Raw genomic sequence first — 17,943 nt, 5'->3', positions numbered from 1 at the left:
GATGATTGATCCTAACGAAAAAAATTGGCCCTACTATCAAGCACTCTTTTTTCTCCAAGATGAAGAGCTAACAGAACTTGCCCAAGCAGGCCAAAAAATTTATGATCAAAAAGATGCACTCTATCAACGCTTCTATGATTGGCTGCAAAATCACCCTTTCTTCCTAAGCTATTATACCGAAGATGTCTTGCAGGCAATCCGAGATAGTGAAGACATTTTCTGGGATGATTTGCTCTCCGGCCAAGCCGATGATGAGTATATCGAACGCCAACGCTTTTTTGGACAGGTCTTCGCCAGCGTGGGCATCCCCTTCGATGCCTACCTGGCATTCCTCAATTATTACCATCAAGAGGTCCAAGATCTACTAGAACAACAAGGCCTGCTCAGCCTGAATCTACTCAAAACTTACCGAAAGTTTACGGGCATTGCGGTCTCTACCCTCACCGATGGCTATAGCTCGGCCAAAGATGAATTGCTCCGAGAAAAAGAGGAAACGCTTTCCTCTATGTCTACACCCATTACCCCGCTTTGGGAAGGCATTCTGCTGCTGCCTTTGGTGGGCTTTCTAGATAGCGAACGCGCCCAACAGGTGATGCACGCTATGCTCGAGGCCATTGCTGAAAAAAACGCCAAGGTCTTTATTCTCGATATTCGCGGTATCGCCGTTATGGATAGCGAGGTGGCCAATGCCCTGATCAAAATGAGCAAGGCCGCCAAACTGATGGGCTGCCAAGCAATGCTCTCTGGCATTTCTGGCAATGTGGCCCAAACTATTGTCGATATTGGTCTCGATATTCAAGAAATTCAAACGCATGGAAATATGCTCAATGCACTCCGTGCTGCCCTCCGACTCACAAATCAAAGTATTTTTTAGGGGCCCGCGGCCGCCCTTCATTTTGGGGCGGCCGCCGCTATGCTGCGGGGCTCACAAGGCTGTTCGGCCCTTCGCCGCCAAGGCGGCTCGGTCTGGCCTTCGGCCACCCCTCCGCAGCGCTGGGCCATTCGGCCTGCGGCCGGGGCGGCTTCGCCGCCTCCAATCTCTCCCAAAAAAAACGTACTTTTGGCCCAAAATCAATCATGAGAGTTTTTATCTTTTTAACCCTGCTGCTTAGCCTCTTTGCCTGCCAAAAGGGCCAAAAGGTCCACTCCAAATTGGGCCATTATAGCCTGCAGTTTCCCGCCCCCTTCGATAGCCTAGAACAAAATGGAATAGAAGCCTATTTCTATAAAAGTCCCGATTCTATCTGGGAGTATCAGGCGGCCTGTATGCCACTAAACAAAGACCAACAAGCCCTTGCCAACGATAGCCTCTTTGAAGCCCTGCTCCTAGGCGCCGCTATCCGCCTCCAACCCCTAAGCATCCAAAGAGAAGAAGGCCCCTGGCCCAAAAAGTCTAAACGCTATAGGCTGCTCGGCTTTGATGCCGCCGCCGTCTACGAGCTCTACCGCAAAGACAATAAGGTCTATCAACTGCTGATTGTGAACAGGCAACCCCAAGAAGTTGGCCCAAAAGAAATAGAAGCTTTTATGGGGAGCTTTAGCCTAAAAGAAGAATAAAGAGAAAGCGCTCCGGCCCTAAAGGCCCAAAACCCTAAGGTTTTGGGCCTTTTTTAGGTCTAGCAGGCCCAAAGGGCCGCAGGCCATAGCCAAATTTAAATGCACTCACTTTTATAGTTTGCAGCAATTTTCCGCTAGTCGGCCCTATTTTTCTCGGCTATAGCGAAGGCTATGCCCTTAAAAAATAGCTGGTCTAGCCAAAAAAATCATAGCAAACTATAGCCAAAGCAGCGCAATTAAATCTGGCTGAGGGATGGAAAAGGGGGCGGCGAAGCCGCAGACCTAGCAAAATGAGCCTAGCGAAATTTTGCGCAGGGCCGAGCAGACCTGCGAGCCCTGACACAGCCCGACCCGAGCGAAGCGAAGGGGCAGCCCCAAAAAATCAATAAAAAAATAAAAAAAAAGGAAAACTAACTAATTTAAGTTAATTACCTTTGTGCTTGATAGTATTACTATTATTTACCCTTGAGCACAGTTGGCTTAGTCCTTAAATGTGTTCTACATTCTATTTTAGTTTATGAAAGCTCCCCTTACTTTCAAGCACTGGAAGAACGATCTACCTGCGGCAATTGTCGTTTTTTTGGTAGCGGTTCCTCTATGTCTAGGTATTGCCCTGGCCTCAGGCACCTCTCTTTTGTCGGGCATTATTGCCGGCATTGTGGGTGGCGTAGTGGTTACGCTTTTTTCCAATTCATCTCTAGGTGTTAGCGGCCCGGCTGCGGGTTTGGTGGCTATTGTCATTGCAGCAATTGAGCAATTGGGCAGTTTTGAGACCTTTTTGCTAGCCGTGGTCATTTCTGGCCTTTTGCAGTTGTTATTAGGTTTTTTTAAGGCTGGCGGCATTGGGTATTTTTTTCCTGCAGCAGTGATTAAAGGCATGCTATCGGGAATTGGTTTGATCATTATCCTCAAGCAAATTCCGCATGCACTAGGCGACGATAAGGACCCCGAGGGGGAGATGGCTTATCTTCAGCCCGATGGAGAGACCACTTTTAGTGAAATTTTTAAGGCCTTTACGGATGTTTTTGAGGGGCTGAATGTAAACTGGGGACCTGCCGTAGCGGCTTTGGTCGCCTTTATCATTCTCATTATTTGGCAACAAGAGATGATTAAAAAGCAGCCTTGGGCCTTATGGATTCAAGGGCCTTTGGTGGCGGTTTTTTCAGGCATCGTACTGAATTTGAGCTTTAAAGGGATTCCGCAATTAGAAATTGCCCCAGAACATCTGGTCAGTCTGCCCATTTTTGATTCTTGGGCGGCTTTTTCTAATGAAATGAAGTTTCCCAATTTTGCCGAGCTCTTTAATCCAGCTGTTTATACCACGGCGATTACCTTGGCCATTGTGGGGAGTATGGAGTCTTTGCTTTGTGCCGAGGCAACCGATAAGTTGGACCCACACAAACGGACCACCAACCTCAATCAGGAGCTCAAGGCGCAGGGCATAGGGAATATTGCGGCCGGTTTGCTAGGCGGATTGCCCGTAACCCAAGTTATTGTGCGCTCTTCGGCCAATATTCAGTCGGGCGGACGCTCAAAAACTGCGGCATTTTTGCATGGGCTTTTTCTGCTTTTGGCCGTTTTGACGATTCCCTTTCTGCTCAACCTGATTCCATTGGCTAGCTTAGCCGCTATTTTGGTAATGGTGGGCTATAAATTGGCCAACCCTAGCGTTTTTAAGCAGATGTGGCAACAAGGCTACAAACAGTTTGTGCCCTTTTTGGTTACCATTATAGCCATCTTGCTCAGCGATTTGCTCATTGGAATTATGATCGGGATGGCAGTGGCCGTTTTCTATATTTTACGCAATAACTATCGCCTGCCTTTTGTAGAAACTAAAGAGGGCAATAAGATTTACCTAACGCTCTCAGAAGATCTCTCTTTCCTCAACAAAAGCGCAGTAAAAAAATATTTGTCTAATCTTCCCGCTAAAAGTCAATTGATTATTGATGTTAGCCGAACAGAATATATTGCCCCCGATATCCTAGATGTCTTTGAAGATTTTAAGGATTATGCCCAGTTTAAAGAAATAAAATGGAATTGGCAGGGGCTAGATAGAAAAGGGGAAACCTTGGCCGAACTAAAGCGGATACAACCGCAAGAAACAGCCAGCTAATTTTCCCTTAGCTATTTGGATAAGGCCCTTTTGCGTAGCTGCAAAAGGGTTTTTTCTTATTTTAAGCCTATCTTTGCCCCTTAATACCGCTCTAGAACCACTGCTCAACAATCACATATGATTGCTATCCATATTCAACTCAACGAAAACCTCTATCTGCGCGACCCGCAGCAAACTAAACTAGGCCGAAAAATTATCGAGTATGCCATTATCCTTATCGAGGAACTGGGGTTCGAGAAGTTTACCTTTAAAAAGCTGGCCTGCAAAATACAATCAACAGAGGCTTCGGTCTATCGCTACTTTGAAAATAAGCACAAATTGCTGCTCTATTTGGTCTGCTGGTACTGGGAATGGACCATGTTCCAAATTGATTATAATAGCATGAATATTACTTGCCCAGCCAAGCGACTAAAAATTATTTTGTCTACCCTGGTCACTTCTTCCCAAACCAATCCTGCCGTAGAATATGTAGACGAAAACCGCCTGCACCGCATTGTGGTGGCCGAGGGCATTAAGGCTTACCATACCAAAGAGGTCGATGATGAAAATAAAGATGGCCTTTTCCTCAACTATAAAACACTGTCTAAGGTGATTGCAGATGCCATTCAGGCGGTTAATCCCAATTTTCCCTACCCCAATACCCTGGCCTCTAGCCTGATCGAAATGGCCAGCGACCACATCTATTTTGCCGAGCATTTTCCCTCTATTACCGATGTTTCTGTAGAGCAAGGCCGCCTAGACGCAGTGGTTAATATGCTCGAATTCTTTACCTTTAAAATGCTGGATCATCCTATTCCAGAATAGAAGGTTTTGGGGCTGCCCCTGCGGCCTACGGCCTTGGGTCGGGCCATTGCACAGCTCGCAGGTCTGCTCGGCCCTGCAGCGGCTGCGCCGCTTTGGTCTGCCGCCTGCGGCGGCCCTGCTTCAGCCCCTCAGCCGCTTCGCTTCGCTCGCTTGCGGCGGCTTTGCCGCCTGCCCACCGCAAAATAGACCAAAAAAAAGCATCAAACTCCCCCAAGTTTGATGCTTATAAAAATCCCCATTATTTACCCCAAACAGTTTCCTAGTTAGCAAGCTAAGCTAGTCGCTGTTTGTTGTGTTATAAATATGGTGGCTTTTGTTCGTTCCTGGCTCAGAAAAAGGCCTATTATCCGTTTTTTAGGTGTTTTACCTAGCTTTCCTGAATTTAGTAATATTACTATATATTTAGCTGATAAACAGCTATTTATCTTGCATTTTTTTACTTTTGAGTCTTTAGCAGAAATGAAGAGGAGAAAGAAAAAAAAGGACAAAAGTGCCATTTTAAGGCAAAACACTGTTGAAATATATCTAATATATCTCTTGTCACAAAAATTGAACAACTATTTAGATGTCGAAACATCTTATTCTTTGGGGCTAAGTCTAGTCCAAATTTTTGGTAAGTTACTTTTAGGCGAAATAGATAAGCTGTTATTTCTGTTCATTTGTTGACTGCTACCGCCCAGCATGGGGTTGCTACTGGTTACGCCATTCTGGGGGTCTTGTTCGTCAAAGAGACTACCCGCCTGTTCTGCCTGCTCAAAGGGGGAGACTTTGGCCGCTCGGACAAAAAAGCCTAGGGAAAAAGGCGTTTTTTGTTTTGGGGCGAGGCCTAGGCGTTTTTTAGGCAGTTGAAACTCTAGGCAGAGACGCTTGCCTGCATCAAAATGAGCGGCAGTTTTAAAATCTTTAGAGGCCAAATTACTTACGCGAATATCCTCAGCAACAAAATTGAGGAGTTCAAATTCTTGCAATTCTTGGGTGTAGAGGGCCAAAAATTTGGCCTCGTCAACCCCTGCTTTTTGGGCCAATTCCTCTAAGCGGCTGTTGGCCAAGGGCAGCGGATAATTGAGCCCCAAGCTTTTTTTGTCTTTGCCCAAACTGTCTATCCAAATTTGCGCCCCATTGGCCAAAACGTAATTTTGGTAGTTCGCCTCATCTATACGTATATATAGGTAGAGAAATTCCTCGTCTTCTTTGGCCGCATACTGAATGTTAATTTTTTCTCTTAACCGCTGTAGACCCTCTGGCCAATCCTCGCTCCGTCCATCAATTTGCATCTTGTCTTGGGGCGGGGCTTGTAGGTAGGCCAGCGGGCTGCTGCTTTTGCAGGCCGTAAAAAAAAGGCCAAAAAGAAGTAGGCCAGCGCTCATTTTTTTGGGAAGCCCAAAAAACTGGACTAATTTTGCAGAAATTAAATTCATTATGCAAGCAGATTATACGGTAAACAATTTGGCCGAATTGGCCGAACTGGCCCAGCAGCTAGCTGCCGGACCCCTGCAAACTTACCGCAAAGTTTTTTTAGATGCGCCTATGGGGGCCGGAAAAACCACCCTGGTCCATTATTTACTGCAAGCCCTAGGGGGCCAAGAAGAGGCCAGTAGCCCTAGTTATAGCCTCATCAACGAATATAGCTTGCAAGGCAGCCCCCTGCTCGTCCGCCATGCCGATCTCTACCGCCTAGATCGCCTAGAAGAAGCCCTAGATATTGGGATTGAAGATTACCTAGAAGATGAACATTACTTTTTTGTAGAATGGCCAGAAATTTTGCTACCTTTGCTAGCCGAAAATGCACTGCATTTGAGGATTTTGGTCCAAGAAGAAGGGAAACGACAAATTTTTCTAGAAAAAATGTGAAAAGTTTTGGCCATTTAATTTTCCTTCTTATATTTGTGCCGCTACGGAATTGGCCTATGGTGTAATTGGTAACACAGCAGATTTTGGTTCTGTCATTCTAGGTTCGAGTCCTAGTAGGCCAACAACTTTTCCAAGAAGAGTTTGGCTCTTATACGTAGCAAAGATTTTATTGGCCTATGGTGTAATTGGTAACACAGCAGATTTTGGTTCTGTCATTCTAGGTTCGAGTCCTAGTAGGCCAACAACAGCCAGTCAGATTTCTGACTGGCTGTTGTTATTTTAGGCAGGCTCTTTTGGCGGCGAAGCCGCTCTGGGCCGAAGGCCTTTATTGGCCTAGCGATGCGGAGGGCTGGCCCAGAGGGCCAGACCGAGTTTTTGAGCGCAGCGAAAAAACGAGTGGCCGAGCAAACCTGCGAGCCCCGAAGCGACAACAAGAACTTTAGTTCGTCTTCGACGACCCAAGGGAGTAACCGCCGCAGCTTGGCTGCGGAGGCCCCAAAACAGTACTAAAATGGCCTTTTTTAGGGCCTTTATTTGCTTTTTTTGGGTAAATGTTTGGAAATGCTACAAAAGGACATAAATTTGTAAGCGCCGAAAGCTAGACCTTCGACCATTGGTTTGAAGAACAGTAAGAAGCCCTAGATACAGAGCCCCCCTGCCTATTCAAACTACCCCAAGCTAGCTTTTTAGGGCGCAAGAATTACTGTATCATTTGGATAATCTAGAATTTAACTATGAACAAAGGAGATTTGATCGACAAAATTGCAGAAGCTGCTGGCTTGAAAAAAGCTGATGCTGCTGCAGCCTTGAATGCTACCCTAGAAACTATTGCTGACACTTTGAAAGCAGGCCAAAAAATCACTTTGGTGGGTTTCGGTACTTTTGATGTGAATTACCGTGCTGCCCGTAAAGGAATCAACCCCTCTACGCAGAAGGAAATCCAAATCAGCGATAAGGTAACTGTAAAGTTTAAAGCAGGTAAAGAGCTTGCTGGTACTGTAGATAACAAAGATCTACGCACTAGCCTTAAAGCTGTTGCTGACAAGAAAAAGAAGAAGTAAATTGCTTTTTCTTTCTAAGTTCTGATAAAAAGCCATCGACTCTTTGGGTCCATGGCTTTTTTTTGCGCAAAAATTAAAGCTCTATGCGAATTGTTCTTTTCGCTACTCTGCTCTTTTGGGCCAGTAGCAGCTGGGCCCAAACGCCAGTAGATAGCCTTCAGCAAGATAGCCTGCCCGCAGCCACAGAAGCCGAACGCTTTCAGAAATTAGGCGATAGCCTGAAGATAAAATGGCGCTATGCCCTAAGCAAAAACAAATGGGCCAAACTAGATACTAGCCTCCATTATATGCATGATTTTGCCTGGGGCTGGGCAGAAGAAAGTTGGACCCAAAACTACGGGAATTTAGGCCATTGGGGAACGCCCGTTTTTGCCAAAACTTGGCAGTATGAAGAAAAAGAATTAGGCCCCCGCCTAGGCGCTGGTGAACATCTGGACCGCTACCGCCTGCGCCCCAAACAACTCCGCATCTATGAGGTAGAAAATGATAAAGCCCTAACCAACCTTTATTACAGCCAAATTAATCTGAAAAATCTGGCCCTCAAAGCCGAATTGGCCCAGCAATACAATAAACAACTCTATTATGGCATCCAGTATAGCGTGCTGAGCCAAAGAGGCTATTTTAATAGCCTCTCTAGCCAACATAGAGACCTCGGCCTGCAGCTTCACTACCAAAAAGCCAACTATAAGGGCAGCCTGTTTGTCGTCTCTTCTAGCCAAAATCAAAGCGAAAATGGCGGCCTGCAAGATAGTGTTTTGCAAGGCCTGAGCAATGATTTTTTAGAAACTGCCGAAACTAGCCTCAATGAAGGCGATAATGACTCGCCCCGACAGGAAAATCGCTTTTTGGAACTGCTCTATCGCCAAAACTGGAAAAACTGGGAGCACCAACTGCATTACCAAGAAGAACAATTCAAGTTTTTTGATAATAATCTAGCCACAGATAGTAGCTTCTACGGACCACTTCAGGTTAATAACCGAGGCCTGAGAATGGCCATGCAACAACAGCTGATTCAAAATCAATTGAGCTATCAGCTCGCTGATATTCAGCTCTTTTTGGGCCACAGATTTCAAGCCATTACACAAGAACCCCTGCCCCTAGAACAACTCAATAGCGTTTTTGCTGCCGCCAATTATCAAGGCCAAAATCTAAGCGCCTCAGGCCAAGTTTTATTTGGAGATCAAACCCTAGATTATCAGCTCAAACTGCGCTATGAACGCCCCTTGTCTAAAGGACTAGCTGTAGCAGCCTGGGGACAAATGCAGCAGTTTCGCCCCAGCTTTTTAGAACAAAAAGCCTATCTCTCTGGCCAAGAAATCTGGAACAATGACTTTGGCCAAAGCCAAGAAGCCAATCTCGGCCTCGGCCTGAGCTGGAAAGGGCAGGAGGGAAGCCTCAAAGCCCAGTATTTCCTCCGCCAAAACCCCATTATCTACAACCTAAACGGCCAAAGCGAACAACTCAATAGTAGCCTGAGCTTGCTGCAAGCCGAACTCCAGCAAAGCTTCCACTACAAAGGCTTTTATTCCAAGACTCGCCTAGTTGGGCAGCTACAAGTTGGAGAAGAAAAATACTGGCCCCTGCCCCAAGGCCAACTCCAACAAAAACTCTACTTTAAAGGCAAATATTTCCGAAACGCAAGCTGGCAACTGGGCTTCCGCCTACGCTACCAAACAGCCTTCTACGCCCAAGCCTATGCCCCAACTTGGAACCAATTTTACCTGCAAGACCAACAACTCCTACAGTTTTATCCCCAACTAGACGCCTTTGCCGTCCTCAAGGTCTATCGCTTCCGAATTGGCCTCAATTACCAAAATATTAGCTACTTCTGGGAAAACCAAAATTACTTTAGTAGCTACCAATATGCCGAGGCCAATAACTGGCTCCGACTCTCTGTTCTCTGGCAATTATTTGATTAATACCCCTTTTTTGGGGCTGCCCCTGCGCTTCGCTGCGGGTCGGGCCATTGCACAGCTCGCTGTTCGCTCGGCCCTTCGGCGGCAAGCCGCCTCGGTCTGCCGCCTGCGGCGGCCCTGCTACAGCCCCTCAGCCAAGTCGCTGCGCTCCTCTGCGGCGGCTTGGCCGCCTTATCCAGAGAAATACCCCTAGGCCCATAAAAAAAGCCCTTAAAAAGGGCTTTTGGCTTGATTTTGGGCGGTATTAATTTAAGCCTGCCCCTTAGGACCAGAATAAGACAAACTGCTGTTGCGGCTGCCATTTCTAGGGTCCTGAATCGGACCAAACTCTTGCTCGTAACGCTGCAAATTATCCGATAAAGCCGCCAATAAACGCTTGGCATGATGCGGACTCATCAATACCCTAGATTTTACCCGAGCATGCTCAATATTAGGGACCAAACGAACGAAATCTAAAACTACCTCATCCGGAGAATGACTAATGATGGCCAAGTTAGAATAAATGCCATCAGCTACTTCTTCAGAAATCTGAATATTAAGTTCTTGCTTATCTTGGTTTTGCATTATTTTTGATATTAGGACCAGGAAATAGTGAAATATTAAACGGTTGGCCCAAAGGCCAACCCAAATAAGATAGCAAAATCAATAGAAAATTTATAAAAAGCAACTTTTAAATCGCACCAACCATGAAGAAACTCAATTTACTTTTCCTCTTTAGCGCCATGATCCTTTTTAGCCTCAGTAGCTGTGGCGATGACCTCGCCAAAAAGGCAGGCAGTAGCATGACAGGAAGCATCAATCTAGAAGAAACCCGCGGCGCACAAAAGTTTAGCATCGCCGGCGATGCCGTTAGCATCCCCGCCGAGAATATGATTATCCTAAAAGCAAAGGATAAGCAAAATGAAGAAGCCGTTACAGGCATCATGCGCTCTTTGGCCAAAGCCGAAAATGAAGCGCAGAAATTAGACGTTAAAATGACTGTGGCCGAAGGCCCCATCAATGATATCTTCGCTTTCTCACTAGAATCAACAACCGAAGAAAATCTAACCTTTGAAATGTATGATGAGGAAGGATTTGAACTGGCGGCCAATAACAACATTGAAGTAACAGAAGGCAAAAACTATAAGGCCATCAAAGTAAGTAGCCTCAAAGAAGGAACCTACTACTTCAAACTGAAAAACCAAGCTGGCGCCGAGCTAAACCAAATGTTCTCTATTGAAAGAGAATAGTTTAGCCTCAATATAAGCCTATACCCCCTAAAAGGACAGCCACTTGAAAAGCTGTCCTTTTTTGTGATAAAATACCTTAAAGGCTCATTAAATATGCTTATATTTAACTTCTCAAGAAGTGTTATTCCGTGACCTAAAAAAGAAAACCTCCTCTCTAAATTCCCTACAGGAGCTAAGCAACTGTTTGACAACTGAATTACACTTCTAAACGATAGACAAGCTGTCTATAAACATCACTCCCAATGTGTCTAAAACATCGCATTATTTATTTTGTCCTGCTTCTTTTGGTCAGCGCTTGTGGACCAGGGCCAGCCCCTAGGCCAGAAGTCAATATTGAAGGCTTGCAGGCAGATAGTAGTGTTAGAGGACAGCAGGTCCACTTTTCTGATTTTCCAAGGCTTCAACGCTTAATAACCGTCGATCGAGAACTGAAAGAAGTTAAACTCTTTTTGAGAGGCAAGGGAAGCCTATCAAGCAAAAGCCAAGCACAATTTAGAGAGCTGCTCGCTAAGGCCAACCAACTAAACGAAAGCCCTATTCAACTAGCCTACAAAAAAGAAGGTAATGATTACCTCTACCTAGAGCTAGCTACCACCAAAGAAATGGACCTAGAACTTCAGTTTTTTGACCAAGACGGATTTAATCGCCTAGCTAAAGAAACTACCGCAGTACCCAAAGGAAAAACCAATCTGCTCATTCCTACAGCTAGCCTAGAATCTGGCCCCTATATCCTACTTCTGGCCAATTCTCTAGAAATAATCTATTTAGGTTTAGTGGAAGTCTGAAAAAAAATGAAAAAAAAACCGATTTAAAGGTAACAAAGTCAGTACTTTTGCCATAAACATATATAGAGCGGATTAAACCCCATCGTTTTAACCGCAATAAACCCAAAACAACTGGCTCTAAAAGCCAAAACCTATTATTTACTATCACATTAAAACCACCTCTTATGAAAAAGTTGTCAAGCTTCCTCCTCGCTGCCGCTGTACTATTCACTATGGGCTCTTGTGGCTCTGATAACCAACAAGCTGCTACTGCCGTAAATATCAAAAATGTAAATAGCACTCGTGGTGTACAAACTGTTCAGTTCCAAGGCGCAGATGTAGCGATTACTGCTGAAGACGTTTTTGTTGTAGAAGCCAAAAAAGCAAACGCTAAGCAAAGCGAAGATGCAGTAAACGATATTCACAGCTCTTTGATGTCTGCCGAAAAAGAAGACCAGCTTGCTGGCGTCGAACTCACCATGGAAGATAAAGCCGTTGACGATATGTTCGTTTTTGGCCTCAAAGCAGAAGAAGCTAAAAATGTTATGTTCGAGATGTACGATGAAGAAGGTTTCGAACTAGCCGCCAACAACAAGTTTAGCCTCAACCAAGGCCACAACTACAAAGCCCTCAACGTAACTAGCCTAGAAGAAGGGAAGTATTTCTTCAAGCTAAAAGACGAAGCAGGTAAAGAAATGACTAATACAGTTGTGATCAAACGTGACTAATTCTTAGGCTGTTTTTGCCTAAACGAAATATTTGAAAAGAGCGGCTGTACATACAGTACGCTCTTTTTTTTAACCGATTATTGGCCCTAAAATTAAAATGATGTTTAAAAAAGCAATTTACCTTTCTGCCACAATGGCTTTTTTGGCCTATGGCTGCCAATGTGACTGCGAAAATGCAGAAGATAGTGCTGCTACTGCCATTAAAACCGAAACGATTATTACCGAGTCTGCCCAAAGAGGTCGGTTAGATGTAAAAACCTTGGTTGTAGAAAAATTTGAAAGCCTGCCCATTAGTAAAGTAGAGGACCAAATTCCCGCCGAGCTCTTTAAAGAACCTATCGAGGCTCTAGCTCCCGCAGACCGAAGCGCAGGCGATGCCGCCTTTAGCCAACGGCTGCTCGCTAGCCTGATGGGGGCCGAAAATAAACAAAAGGAATTGCCCGTGACCCTCAGTATGTCGCCAGAACCCGTGCAAGAAGGCTATTTCCTTTTTGGCGTGAAAGCTCAAGAAGCTCAAGAGCTCGACTTTGAAATTTATGAGGCCCAAAGCCTAGAATTAGTGGCCCAAAATAAAATGCAACTGACGCCAGGAAATAATTATAAGGCCATCAATCTCAAAACTTTTGAAGATGGCTACTACATTTTTCGCCTCTATAATGAGGCTGGACAAGAAGTGTCTCAACGCCTCCAAGTCCTCAATGAAGCCGTACAATAAAGCCTAGCCCCCGGCCCAAGCCCCAATTTGCTCTAGCAAATTGGGGCTTTTGCGTTTAGCAGGCCCAAAGGGCCGCAGGCCATAGCCAAAAATTCATAGCAAACTATAGCCAAAGCAGCGCAATTAAATCTGGCTGAGGGATAGATAGCAGTGGCCGCAGGCCAGACCCAGCTTTTTGAGCGTAGCGAAAAAGCGCAGGGCCGAGCGAATAGCGAGCTGCGACATAGCCCGACCCGCCCAAAGGGCGGGGCAGCCCCAAAAAAAATGAAAAAAGAAATAAAAAGACTTTTGCTTAAGGCAAAATTGATTTGGCCCAAATTTTTCTAAGAAATCAACTAAAAATATCGTTCTAGCGTATTAAAATTTGTTAAAGCAAAATGAATGGCCCTATTTTACGAGCCAACCAAATCTAGAAACTGCAAATTTTAACAAAAATACACTATCTTCTTTTTTGCCCTCCGCTTAATCAATAGAACTATAGTTATGATCCGTAAACTCCTCTTAATTACTGCCGCTTGTAGCCTACTCATTGCCTTCCGCTGGCAGCAAGGGCAAAATAATCAACCCCAAATTAGTGGGGACCTCTCTAACCGAGAAGAACTGCTGCTCGAAGTGCTGCTCCAAAGTATGCGCTACAACCATTATGCGCCAGAAGCCATCAATGATGAGTTTTCTGAAAAGGTCTATACTCTTTACCTGAAGCGGATGGACCTCAATAAGCGCTTTTTCTTGGCCGATGATGTCAAAAAGTTTGAAGACTTCAAATTTAAACTCGATGATGCCGCCCAAGCTGGCGATTTTAGCTTTTTTAATCTGGTCAATAACACTTTTGACCAAAGAATTAAGCAGGTAGAAGGCTACTATGAAGACATTTTGGCCAAACCCTTTCGCTTTGCCCAAAAAGGCGAGTTTCAAATGGATGGCGAAAAATTAGAGTTCCTCAAGGACCCCGAAGAACTAAAAGCCCGCTGGGAGGATTACCTCAAATTGCAGGTCCTTGGCCGTGTGCACGACCGCCTAGAGCGACAAGAAAAAGCCCAAGAAAAAGCCCAAGAAGTTGATAAGATCAAAACCTTTGAGGAAATAGAAAAAGAGGAACGCGAAAAGCTACTCAAAAGCTACCGAGAATGGTCCGAAAATATTAAGAAAGATAGCCGCGACGACCGTATTGCCAATTATGTTAATGTTTTTGCCAATGCCCACGAACCGCACTCTGGCTATTTCCCCCCACTAGAAAAAGAAAACTTTAATATCCGTATGTCGGGCAAGTTGGAGGGAATCGGTGCCCAGCTTCGCCAAGAAGATGGCTACATTAAGGTGGTGAATATTGTGCCCGGATCAGCCTCTTGGAAACAAGGCGAGCTAGAGGTCAATGACAAAATTGTTAAGGTGGCCCAAGGCAATGAAGAAGCCGTCAATGTAGTAGATATGCGCATTGATGACGTTTTACCCATGATTCGAGGCAAAAAAGGCACCGAGGTGCGCCTAACCGTCAAGAAAACAAGTGGCGAAACTAAGGTGATTCCAATCATCCGCGATGTGGTGGTCCTAGAAGAAAGTTATGCCAAATCGGCTATCGTAGAACACAAAAAGGCCGGCGTGAAAATGGGCCTCATTGATCTGCGTAGCTTTTATGCCGATTTTCAAGACCCCAAAGGCCGCCGCTGTGCTACCGATGTGGAATTGGAGGTCCGCAAATTACTCCAAGAAAATATTGATGGCATCGTCATCGACCTGCGCTTTAATGGTGGCGGCTCGCTCTCTGATGTGGTCAAAATGACTGGCCTATTTATTGACCGTGGCCCCGTGGTACAGGTCAAAAGCCGCGATAATCGCCCCTATGTACTAGAAGATAAAGAGGCCGGCGCCCTCTATAAGGGCCCCCTCATTATTCTCGTAAATGCCTATTCTGCCTCGGCTTCCGAGATTATGGCCGCCGCTTTGCAGGACTATGGCCGCGCCATTATTGTCGGCAGCAGCCCCTCTACTTTTGGTAAGGGAACTGTGCAGCGCTTTATGGACCTAGACGCAGTGGTGCCGCCTCGCTACAAAGATTTAGGCGCACTCGGTAGCCTCAAAATTACGATCCAAAAGTTCTATCGTATCAATGGCGGCTCTACCCAACTCAAAGGGGTTGAACCCGATATCGTGCTGCCCGGTAGCTATAGCTACCTCAAAGTAGGCGAAAAAGATGAGGATTATCCCATGGCTTGGTCCGAAATTGATCCCGCCAATTACCATAAAAAGAAAATGAAGGCCTTGCCCAAACTGCAAAGCAAAAGCGCAAAACGCCAAGCAAAAAGCAAAACTTTCCAGCTGCTAGAAGAGCACGGAAAATGGCTGGAAAAACAACAAGGCGAAACCGTTTATCCACTTCAGCTAGAAGATTATGAGGCCCATCAGGCCAAAACCGATAAAGAGGCCGAACAGTATAAGGATATGATGCCCAAAATTGAGGACTTTTCTATCTATAACCTCAAGGCCGATAAGGAGCAAATCGCTCTCGATAGCGTGAAGGCCAAAAGCTTTGAGAAATGGCATGCCGGCCTAGAAAAAGACGCTTACCTCGAAGAGGTCGCCTTTATCCTTAAAGATTATATGAAACTGAAAAAGTAAAACTAGATCCCCTTTCGTTTAGAGAGGGGATTTTTTTTGGGCCTCCTGCCTACGGCAGGCGCTACGTTTTGGGGCTCGCAGGTCTGCTCGGCCCTTCACCAGCAAGCTGGCTCGGTCTGCGGCTTCGCCGCCCCCCTCCGCATCGCTAGGCCTGCGGGCGCTGCGCGCCCTGCAAAACCGCAATTGGACCAAAATGACAGCTCAAAATTAGTGTTTTTGCCATTTTGGCAGCCTTTTCTTTATTTTCTTGCCATTTTGGCAGTTGTTTTTCTTCTTTTGGCCCTTGGTCCCAAACTTGTCTAATAGAGGATGAAGCTTCAATAGACATACTGGCCCAAGGCCAGCTTAAATAGTAAAAGAGTAAGAAAAATAATAGAGTTATGAAAAACGCAAAAGCAAATCACTTCTTTGGGTTCCCCTTCAATGAATTTGGTAAAGAGCTAGAGCAACTGCTCAAGCAAGAACCCCTACAACAGTTTTTTGGCCAAGACCAAAGCCATCAGCAACCTATGCTCAATGTTTTTGAGACAGAAGCTGGCCTTTTGCTAGAACTAGCGGCTCCAGGCTTCCAAAAAGAAGACTTTAAATTGGAGCTAGAGAAGGACCTGCTACATATCTCGGCCCAGAAAAATGTTAAGGAACTGCCTGAAAATGTTAAAGTTAGACGAAGAGAGTTTGCCTTTACAACCTTTGAGCGCAAGCTCCGTTTATCTAATAAATACAACTTAGAAAGTATTACTGCTAGCTATGAAAATGGCATTCTCCAACTAGAGGTTCCTAAAAATCAGGAGCCTAAAAAGGAGAAAATCAGCATTCATGTTCAGTAAGCGTTTTTTGGTTTTCCAGAGGCTTAAGTCAATTTAGGCCAAAGGTTAAGGTTTTAGGGTTATTAAGTGAAGTCGAGTCTGCCTACTGCAGGCTCGGCTTTTTTTGGTCCAATTGCGTCTAGCAGGCCCAAAGGGCCGCAGGCTGAGGGATAGATAGCAGTGGCCGCAGGCCAGACCCAGCTTTTTGAGCGTAGCGAAAAAGCGCAGGGCCGAGCGAACAGCGAGCTGCGACATAGCCCGACCCAAGGCCGCAGGCCGCAGGGGCAGCCCCAAAAAATTATTGTCGAATTCCCAGTTTGTAATAAACTGCCTTTGCCTTAGAAAAGCGTGAACGAAATTTGTCTAGGGCCTTATTGACCTCCTCCTCGGCGGGGTAATCGCCCACCATAAAACTGATAAATCCCTGCTCGTCAATATCTAGAAAGACCTCTGAAAAGGCCATAAAAATAGGGTGGTCTAGGGCTGGGCTCTCTTGGCTGCGGCTCAGCTCAATTTTGTAGCCGCTATAATTTGGGGGAATTGGGCCGGGAATGCTGGGTTCTTGTTGTGCTTTTTGCTGGCTAGGGTCCTTTTCTTTAAAGTAAGAGCTATTATTGGCGGCCAAAATCTCGGACTCCAGCTCTTCTTGCATGATTGAGGCCAGCGGGCGGTTGATATAATCTTCATCATCGACCACATCGAGGACCAACAGCTCGGTTCGTCTATTTTGTTGGTGCAACTCCTCGCTACAGCTAATGCCATCGACACAAGAATTGAGGGGTTTAGACTCGCCATAGCCCTGTGCCTTAACCCGATCGGCCCCATTGGGGAGGCGTTCTTGAATATATTGGACCACATTATTGGCCCGATTCTGCGAAAGCTCCAAATTGAAGGCTTTGCTCCCTCGGCAATCGGTATGGGCCGAAAGTTCCATATACACATTGGGGTTGTCGCGCATCATCTCGGCCAATTGGTCGAGGGTGGCATAGCTTTCGGGCCGAATTTGCGAGCTACCGTAATCATAGTAAATATTGTCCAACTTCATTTTTTCGCCCACGGCCAAGGGCTTCAAATTTACATTGCTGACCAAAGTGCCCATGCTATTGTCCTGCGTGAGCGATTCGGCCACCCCGGGGGTAAGCTCTCCAAAGCCCTCCATGCACAAAATGCAATCATTAACATTCACATTGGCCCGCATACGCTTGCTATAATAGCCCTGTTTGCGGAGCATAAAAATGTACTCATTGCCCTGCTCCATCAAAAAAGAAATTTCATGATGGGGATGTTCCACTAGGCGGAGCTCCTGTTTATACTGCGTTTTATTATAGATTTCGATCGTGACGCCCTCTAGGCTATATTCGCCAGCGGCTAGGCTATCGCCTTGGCCCTGCAAAAACTCGGTAATACTGAGCTCGAGCAAATAGCCCGGCAGTCGGTCTAGGCCTATTTTTTTATAGATCGTACTATCGCTTCCGTCGAGTTGCAGCGAAAAATTTTGAGTAGAAAAAATTTTGTGTCGAACTTGGACCTGATATTCCTTTTTGGCCAAGGGCAAACAAGCCCGACAACGGCCCAGAGAATCGGTTTTTAGGCGGTAACTCAGGCTATCGGCAGGCCGCCAAAGGCGAATATTTGCATCTGCAATCAAGCCGCTGTTATCTTTGGCATAAAGATAGAGTTCTACCGTTTGACAAGAATTTGTCTGGGCCCAACTTTCAGCAAAAAGGCTGGCTCCCAAAAAAACGAGCAGACAAAATAGCTGTTTCATTATTTCAATTTTAAC

The 17,943-nt window shown here is 45.7% G+C and carries 16 protein-coding genes and 2 tRNA genes; 15 read left to right on the top strand and 3 right to left on the bottom strand.

All coding sequences use genetic code 11. From position 1 onward, the window contains the following. Nucleotide 1: 1 nt before the first annotated feature. The 4 genes from SAPGRDRAFT_RS05040 (at nucleotide 2) to SAPGRDRAFT_RS05025 (ending at nucleotide 4,474) form a co-directional block, all read left to right on the top strand. Nucleotides 2-874 (top strand): protoglobin domain-containing protein, encoded by an 873-nt coding sequence (locus SAPGRDRAFT_RS05040; protein ID WP_002657700.1) that lies wholly within the window; start codon nucleotides 2-4, stop codon nucleotides 872-874. 203 nt (nucleotides 875-1,077) lie between these two features. Next, complete coding sequence (locus SAPGRDRAFT_RS05035; protein ID WP_037349846.1) at nucleotides 1,078-1,557, top strand: hypothetical protein; 480 nt, start codon at nucleotides 1,078-1,080, stop codon at nucleotides 1,555-1,557. A gap of 517 nt (nucleotides 1,558-2,074) precedes the next feature. Beyond that, entirely contained in the window at nucleotides 2,075-3,670 is a 1,596-nt protein-coding gene (locus SAPGRDRAFT_RS05030) for a SulP family inorganic anion transporter (protein WP_002657698.1), read from the top strand. 117 nt (nucleotides 3,671-3,787) lie between these two features. After that, entirely contained in the window at nucleotides 3,788-4,474 is a 687-nt protein-coding gene (locus tag SAPGRDRAFT_RS05025) for a TetR/AcrR family transcriptional regulator (protein WP_002657696.1), read from the top strand. Nucleotides 4,475-5,052: 578 nt separating this feature from the next. On the opposite strand, the gene SAPGRDRAFT_RS05015 is transcribed toward SAPGRDRAFT_RS05025, so the two are convergent. Continuing rightward, nucleotides 5,053-5,892, bottom strand: coding sequence for a hypothetical protein (locus SAPGRDRAFT_RS05015; protein WP_002657693.1), 840 nt, complete (start codon nucleotides 5,890-5,892; stop codon nucleotides 5,053-5,055). A gap of 1 nt (nucleotide 5,893) precedes the next feature. Between SAPGRDRAFT_RS05015 and tsaE the strand changes: the two genes are divergently transcribed. The 5 genes from tsaE to SAPGRDRAFT_RS04985 all read left to right on the top strand — a co-directional run bounded on the left by tsaE (nucleotide 5,894) and on the right by SAPGRDRAFT_RS04985 (nucleotide 9,305). Then, nucleotides 5,894-6,325, top strand: coding sequence for a tRNA (adenosine(37)-N6)-threonylcarbamoyltransferase complex ATPase subunit type 1 TsaE (gene tsaE, locus SAPGRDRAFT_RS05010; RefSeq protein WP_002657691.1), 432 nt, complete (start codon nucleotides 5,894-5,896; stop codon nucleotides 6,323-6,325). A 50-nt stretch (nucleotides 6,326-6,375) separates the two neighbouring features. Then, nucleotides 6,376-6,447: transfer RNA gene (locus tag SAPGRDRAFT_RS05005), tRNA-Gln, on the top strand. 48 nt (nucleotides 6,448-6,495) lie between these two features. After that, a tRNA-Gln gene (locus tag SAPGRDRAFT_RS05000) sits at nucleotides 6,496-6,567 on the top strand. A 492-nt stretch (nucleotides 6,568-7,059) separates the two neighbouring features. Next, complete coding sequence (locus tag SAPGRDRAFT_RS04990; protein ID WP_002657689.1) at nucleotides 7,060-7,386, top strand: HU family DNA-binding protein; 327 nt, start codon at nucleotides 7,060-7,062, stop codon at nucleotides 7,384-7,386. An 83-nt stretch (nucleotides 7,387-7,469) separates the two neighbouring features. After that, nucleotides 7,470-9,305, top strand: a complete 1,836-nt coding sequence (locus tag SAPGRDRAFT_RS04985; RefSeq protein WP_002657687.1) for a putative porin — start codon at nucleotides 7,470-7,472, stop codon at nucleotides 9,303-9,305. A 246-nt stretch (nucleotides 9,306-9,551) separates the two neighbouring features. Here SAPGRDRAFT_RS04985 and SAPGRDRAFT_RS04975 read toward each other — a convergent pair whose 3' ends face one another. After that, nucleotides 9,552-9,866, bottom strand: a complete 315-nt coding sequence (locus SAPGRDRAFT_RS04975; RefSeq protein ID WP_002657685.1) for a DUF3467 domain-containing protein — start codon at nucleotides 9,864-9,866, stop codon at nucleotides 9,552-9,554. Nucleotides 9,867-9,988: 122 nt separating this feature from the next. On the opposite strand from SAPGRDRAFT_RS04975, the gene SAPGRDRAFT_RS04970 reads away from it, so the two are divergent. The 6 genes from SAPGRDRAFT_RS04970 to SAPGRDRAFT_RS04935 all read left to right on the top strand — a co-directional run bounded on the left by SAPGRDRAFT_RS04970 (nucleotide 9,989) and on the right by SAPGRDRAFT_RS04935 (nucleotide 16,181). Continuing rightward, nucleotides 9,989-10,531, top strand: coding sequence for a T9SS type A sorting domain-containing protein (locus SAPGRDRAFT_RS04970; protein ID WP_002657684.1), 543 nt, complete (start codon nucleotides 9,989-9,991; stop codon nucleotides 10,529-10,531). A gap of 242 nt (nucleotides 10,532-10,773) precedes the next feature. Next, nucleotides 10,774-11,316 carry a hypothetical protein gene (locus SAPGRDRAFT_RS04965; RefSeq protein WP_002657682.1) on the top strand — a complete coding sequence of 181 codons (543 nt, stop codon included), beginning with the start codon at nucleotides 10,774-10,776 and terminating at the stop codon, nucleotides 11,314-11,316. A gap of 164 nt (nucleotides 11,317-11,480) precedes the next feature. Further along, nucleotides 11,481-12,023: a hypothetical protein gene (locus SAPGRDRAFT_RS04960; protein WP_002657681.1), complete on the top strand. Its 543-nt coding sequence runs from the start codon at nucleotides 11,481-11,483 to the stop codon at nucleotides 12,021-12,023. Nucleotides 12,024-12,120: 97 nt separating this feature from the next. Continuing rightward, nucleotides 12,121-12,738, top strand: coding sequence for a hypothetical protein (locus SAPGRDRAFT_RS04955; RefSeq protein ID WP_002657679.1), 618 nt, complete (start codon nucleotides 12,121-12,123; stop codon nucleotides 12,736-12,738). 483 nt (nucleotides 12,739-13,221) lie between these two features. After that, complete coding sequence (locus SAPGRDRAFT_RS04945; RefSeq protein ID WP_002657678.1) at nucleotides 13,222-15,354, top strand: carboxy terminal-processing peptidase; 2,133 nt, start codon at nucleotides 13,222-13,224, stop codon at nucleotides 15,352-15,354. Between the two features lie 380 nt (nucleotides 15,355-15,734). Beyond that, nucleotides 15,735-16,181, top strand: a complete 447-nt coding sequence (locus tag SAPGRDRAFT_RS04935; protein ID WP_002657676.1) for an Hsp20/alpha crystallin family protein — start codon at nucleotides 15,735-15,737, stop codon at nucleotides 16,179-16,181. Between the two features lie 277 nt (nucleotides 16,182-16,458). Here the strand turns inward: SAPGRDRAFT_RS04935 and SAPGRDRAFT_RS04930 are convergent, their stop codons facing one another. Further along, nucleotides 16,459-17,928, bottom strand: a complete 1,470-nt coding sequence (locus SAPGRDRAFT_RS04930; protein WP_002657675.1) for an OmpA family protein — start codon at nucleotides 17,926-17,928, stop codon at nucleotides 16,459-16,461. Nucleotides 17,929-17,943 lie beyond the last annotated feature (15 nt).

This window comes from Saprospira grandis DSM 2844, from assembly GCF_000275825.1.
GTDB lineage: Bacteria > Bacteroidota > Bacteroidia > Chitinophagales > Saprospiraceae > Saprospira > Saprospira grandis_A.
Note: the sequence above shows the minus strand (reverse complement) of the source record. Positions and strands in the feature narration are given on the sequence as shown.

Bases quoted from the DNA above. Each gene is read 5' to 3' on its own strand.
- SAPGRDRAFT_RS05040 (WP_002657700.1), top strand. From the start codon at position 2: ATGATTGATCCTAACGAAAAAAATTGGCCCTACTATCAAGCACTCTTT.
- SAPGRDRAFT_RS05035 (WP_037349846.1), top strand. From the start codon at position 1,078: ATGAGAGTTTTTATCTTTTTAACCCTGCTGCTTAGCCTCTTTGCCTGC.
- SAPGRDRAFT_RS05030 (WP_002657698.1), top strand. From the start codon at position 2,075: ATGAAAGCTCCCCTTACTTTCAAGCACTGGAAGAACGATCTACCTGCG.
- SAPGRDRAFT_RS05025 (WP_002657696.1), top strand. From the start codon at position 3,788: ATGATTGCTATCCATATTCAACTCAACGAAAACCTCTATCTGCGCGAC.
- SAPGRDRAFT_RS05015 (WP_002657693.1), bottom strand. From the start codon at position 5,892: ATGAATTTAATTTCTGCAAAATTAGTCCAGTTTTTTGGGCTTCCCAAA.
- tsaE (WP_002657691.1), top strand. From the start codon at position 5,894: ATGCAAGCAGATTATACGGTAAACAATTTGGCCGAATTGGCCGAACTG.
- SAPGRDRAFT_RS04990 (WP_002657689.1), top strand. From the start codon at position 7,060: ATGAACAAAGGAGATTTGATCGACAAAATTGCAGAAGCTGCTGGCTTG.
- SAPGRDRAFT_RS04985 (WP_002657687.1), top strand. From the start codon at position 7,470: ATGCGAATTGTTCTTTTCGCTACTCTGCTCTTTTGGGCCAGTAGCAGC.
- SAPGRDRAFT_RS04975 (WP_002657685.1), bottom strand. From the start codon at position 9,866: ATGCAAAACCAAGATAAGCAAGAACTTAATATTCAGATTTCTGAAGAA.
- SAPGRDRAFT_RS04970 (WP_002657684.1), top strand. From the start codon at position 9,989: ATGAAGAAACTCAATTTACTTTTCCTCTTTAGCGCCATGATCCTTTTT.
- SAPGRDRAFT_RS04965 (WP_002657682.1), top strand. From the start codon at position 10,774: ATGTGTCTAAAACATCGCATTATTTATTTTGTCCTGCTTCTTTTGGTC.
- SAPGRDRAFT_RS04960 (WP_002657681.1), top strand. From the start codon at position 11,481: ATGAAAAAGTTGTCAAGCTTCCTCCTCGCTGCCGCTGTACTATTCACT.
- SAPGRDRAFT_RS04955 (WP_002657679.1), top strand. From the start codon at position 12,121: ATGATGTTTAAAAAAGCAATTTACCTTTCTGCCACAATGGCTTTTTTG.
- SAPGRDRAFT_RS04945 (WP_002657678.1), top strand. From the start codon at position 13,222: ATGATCCGTAAACTCCTCTTAATTACTGCCGCTTGTAGCCTACTCATT.
- SAPGRDRAFT_RS04935 (WP_002657676.1), top strand. From the start codon at position 15,735: ATGAAAAACGCAAAAGCAAATCACTTCTTTGGGTTCCCCTTCAATGAA.
- SAPGRDRAFT_RS04930 (WP_002657675.1), bottom strand. From the start codon at position 17,928: ATGAAACAGCTATTTTGTCTGCTCGTTTTTTTGGGAGCCAGCCTTTTT.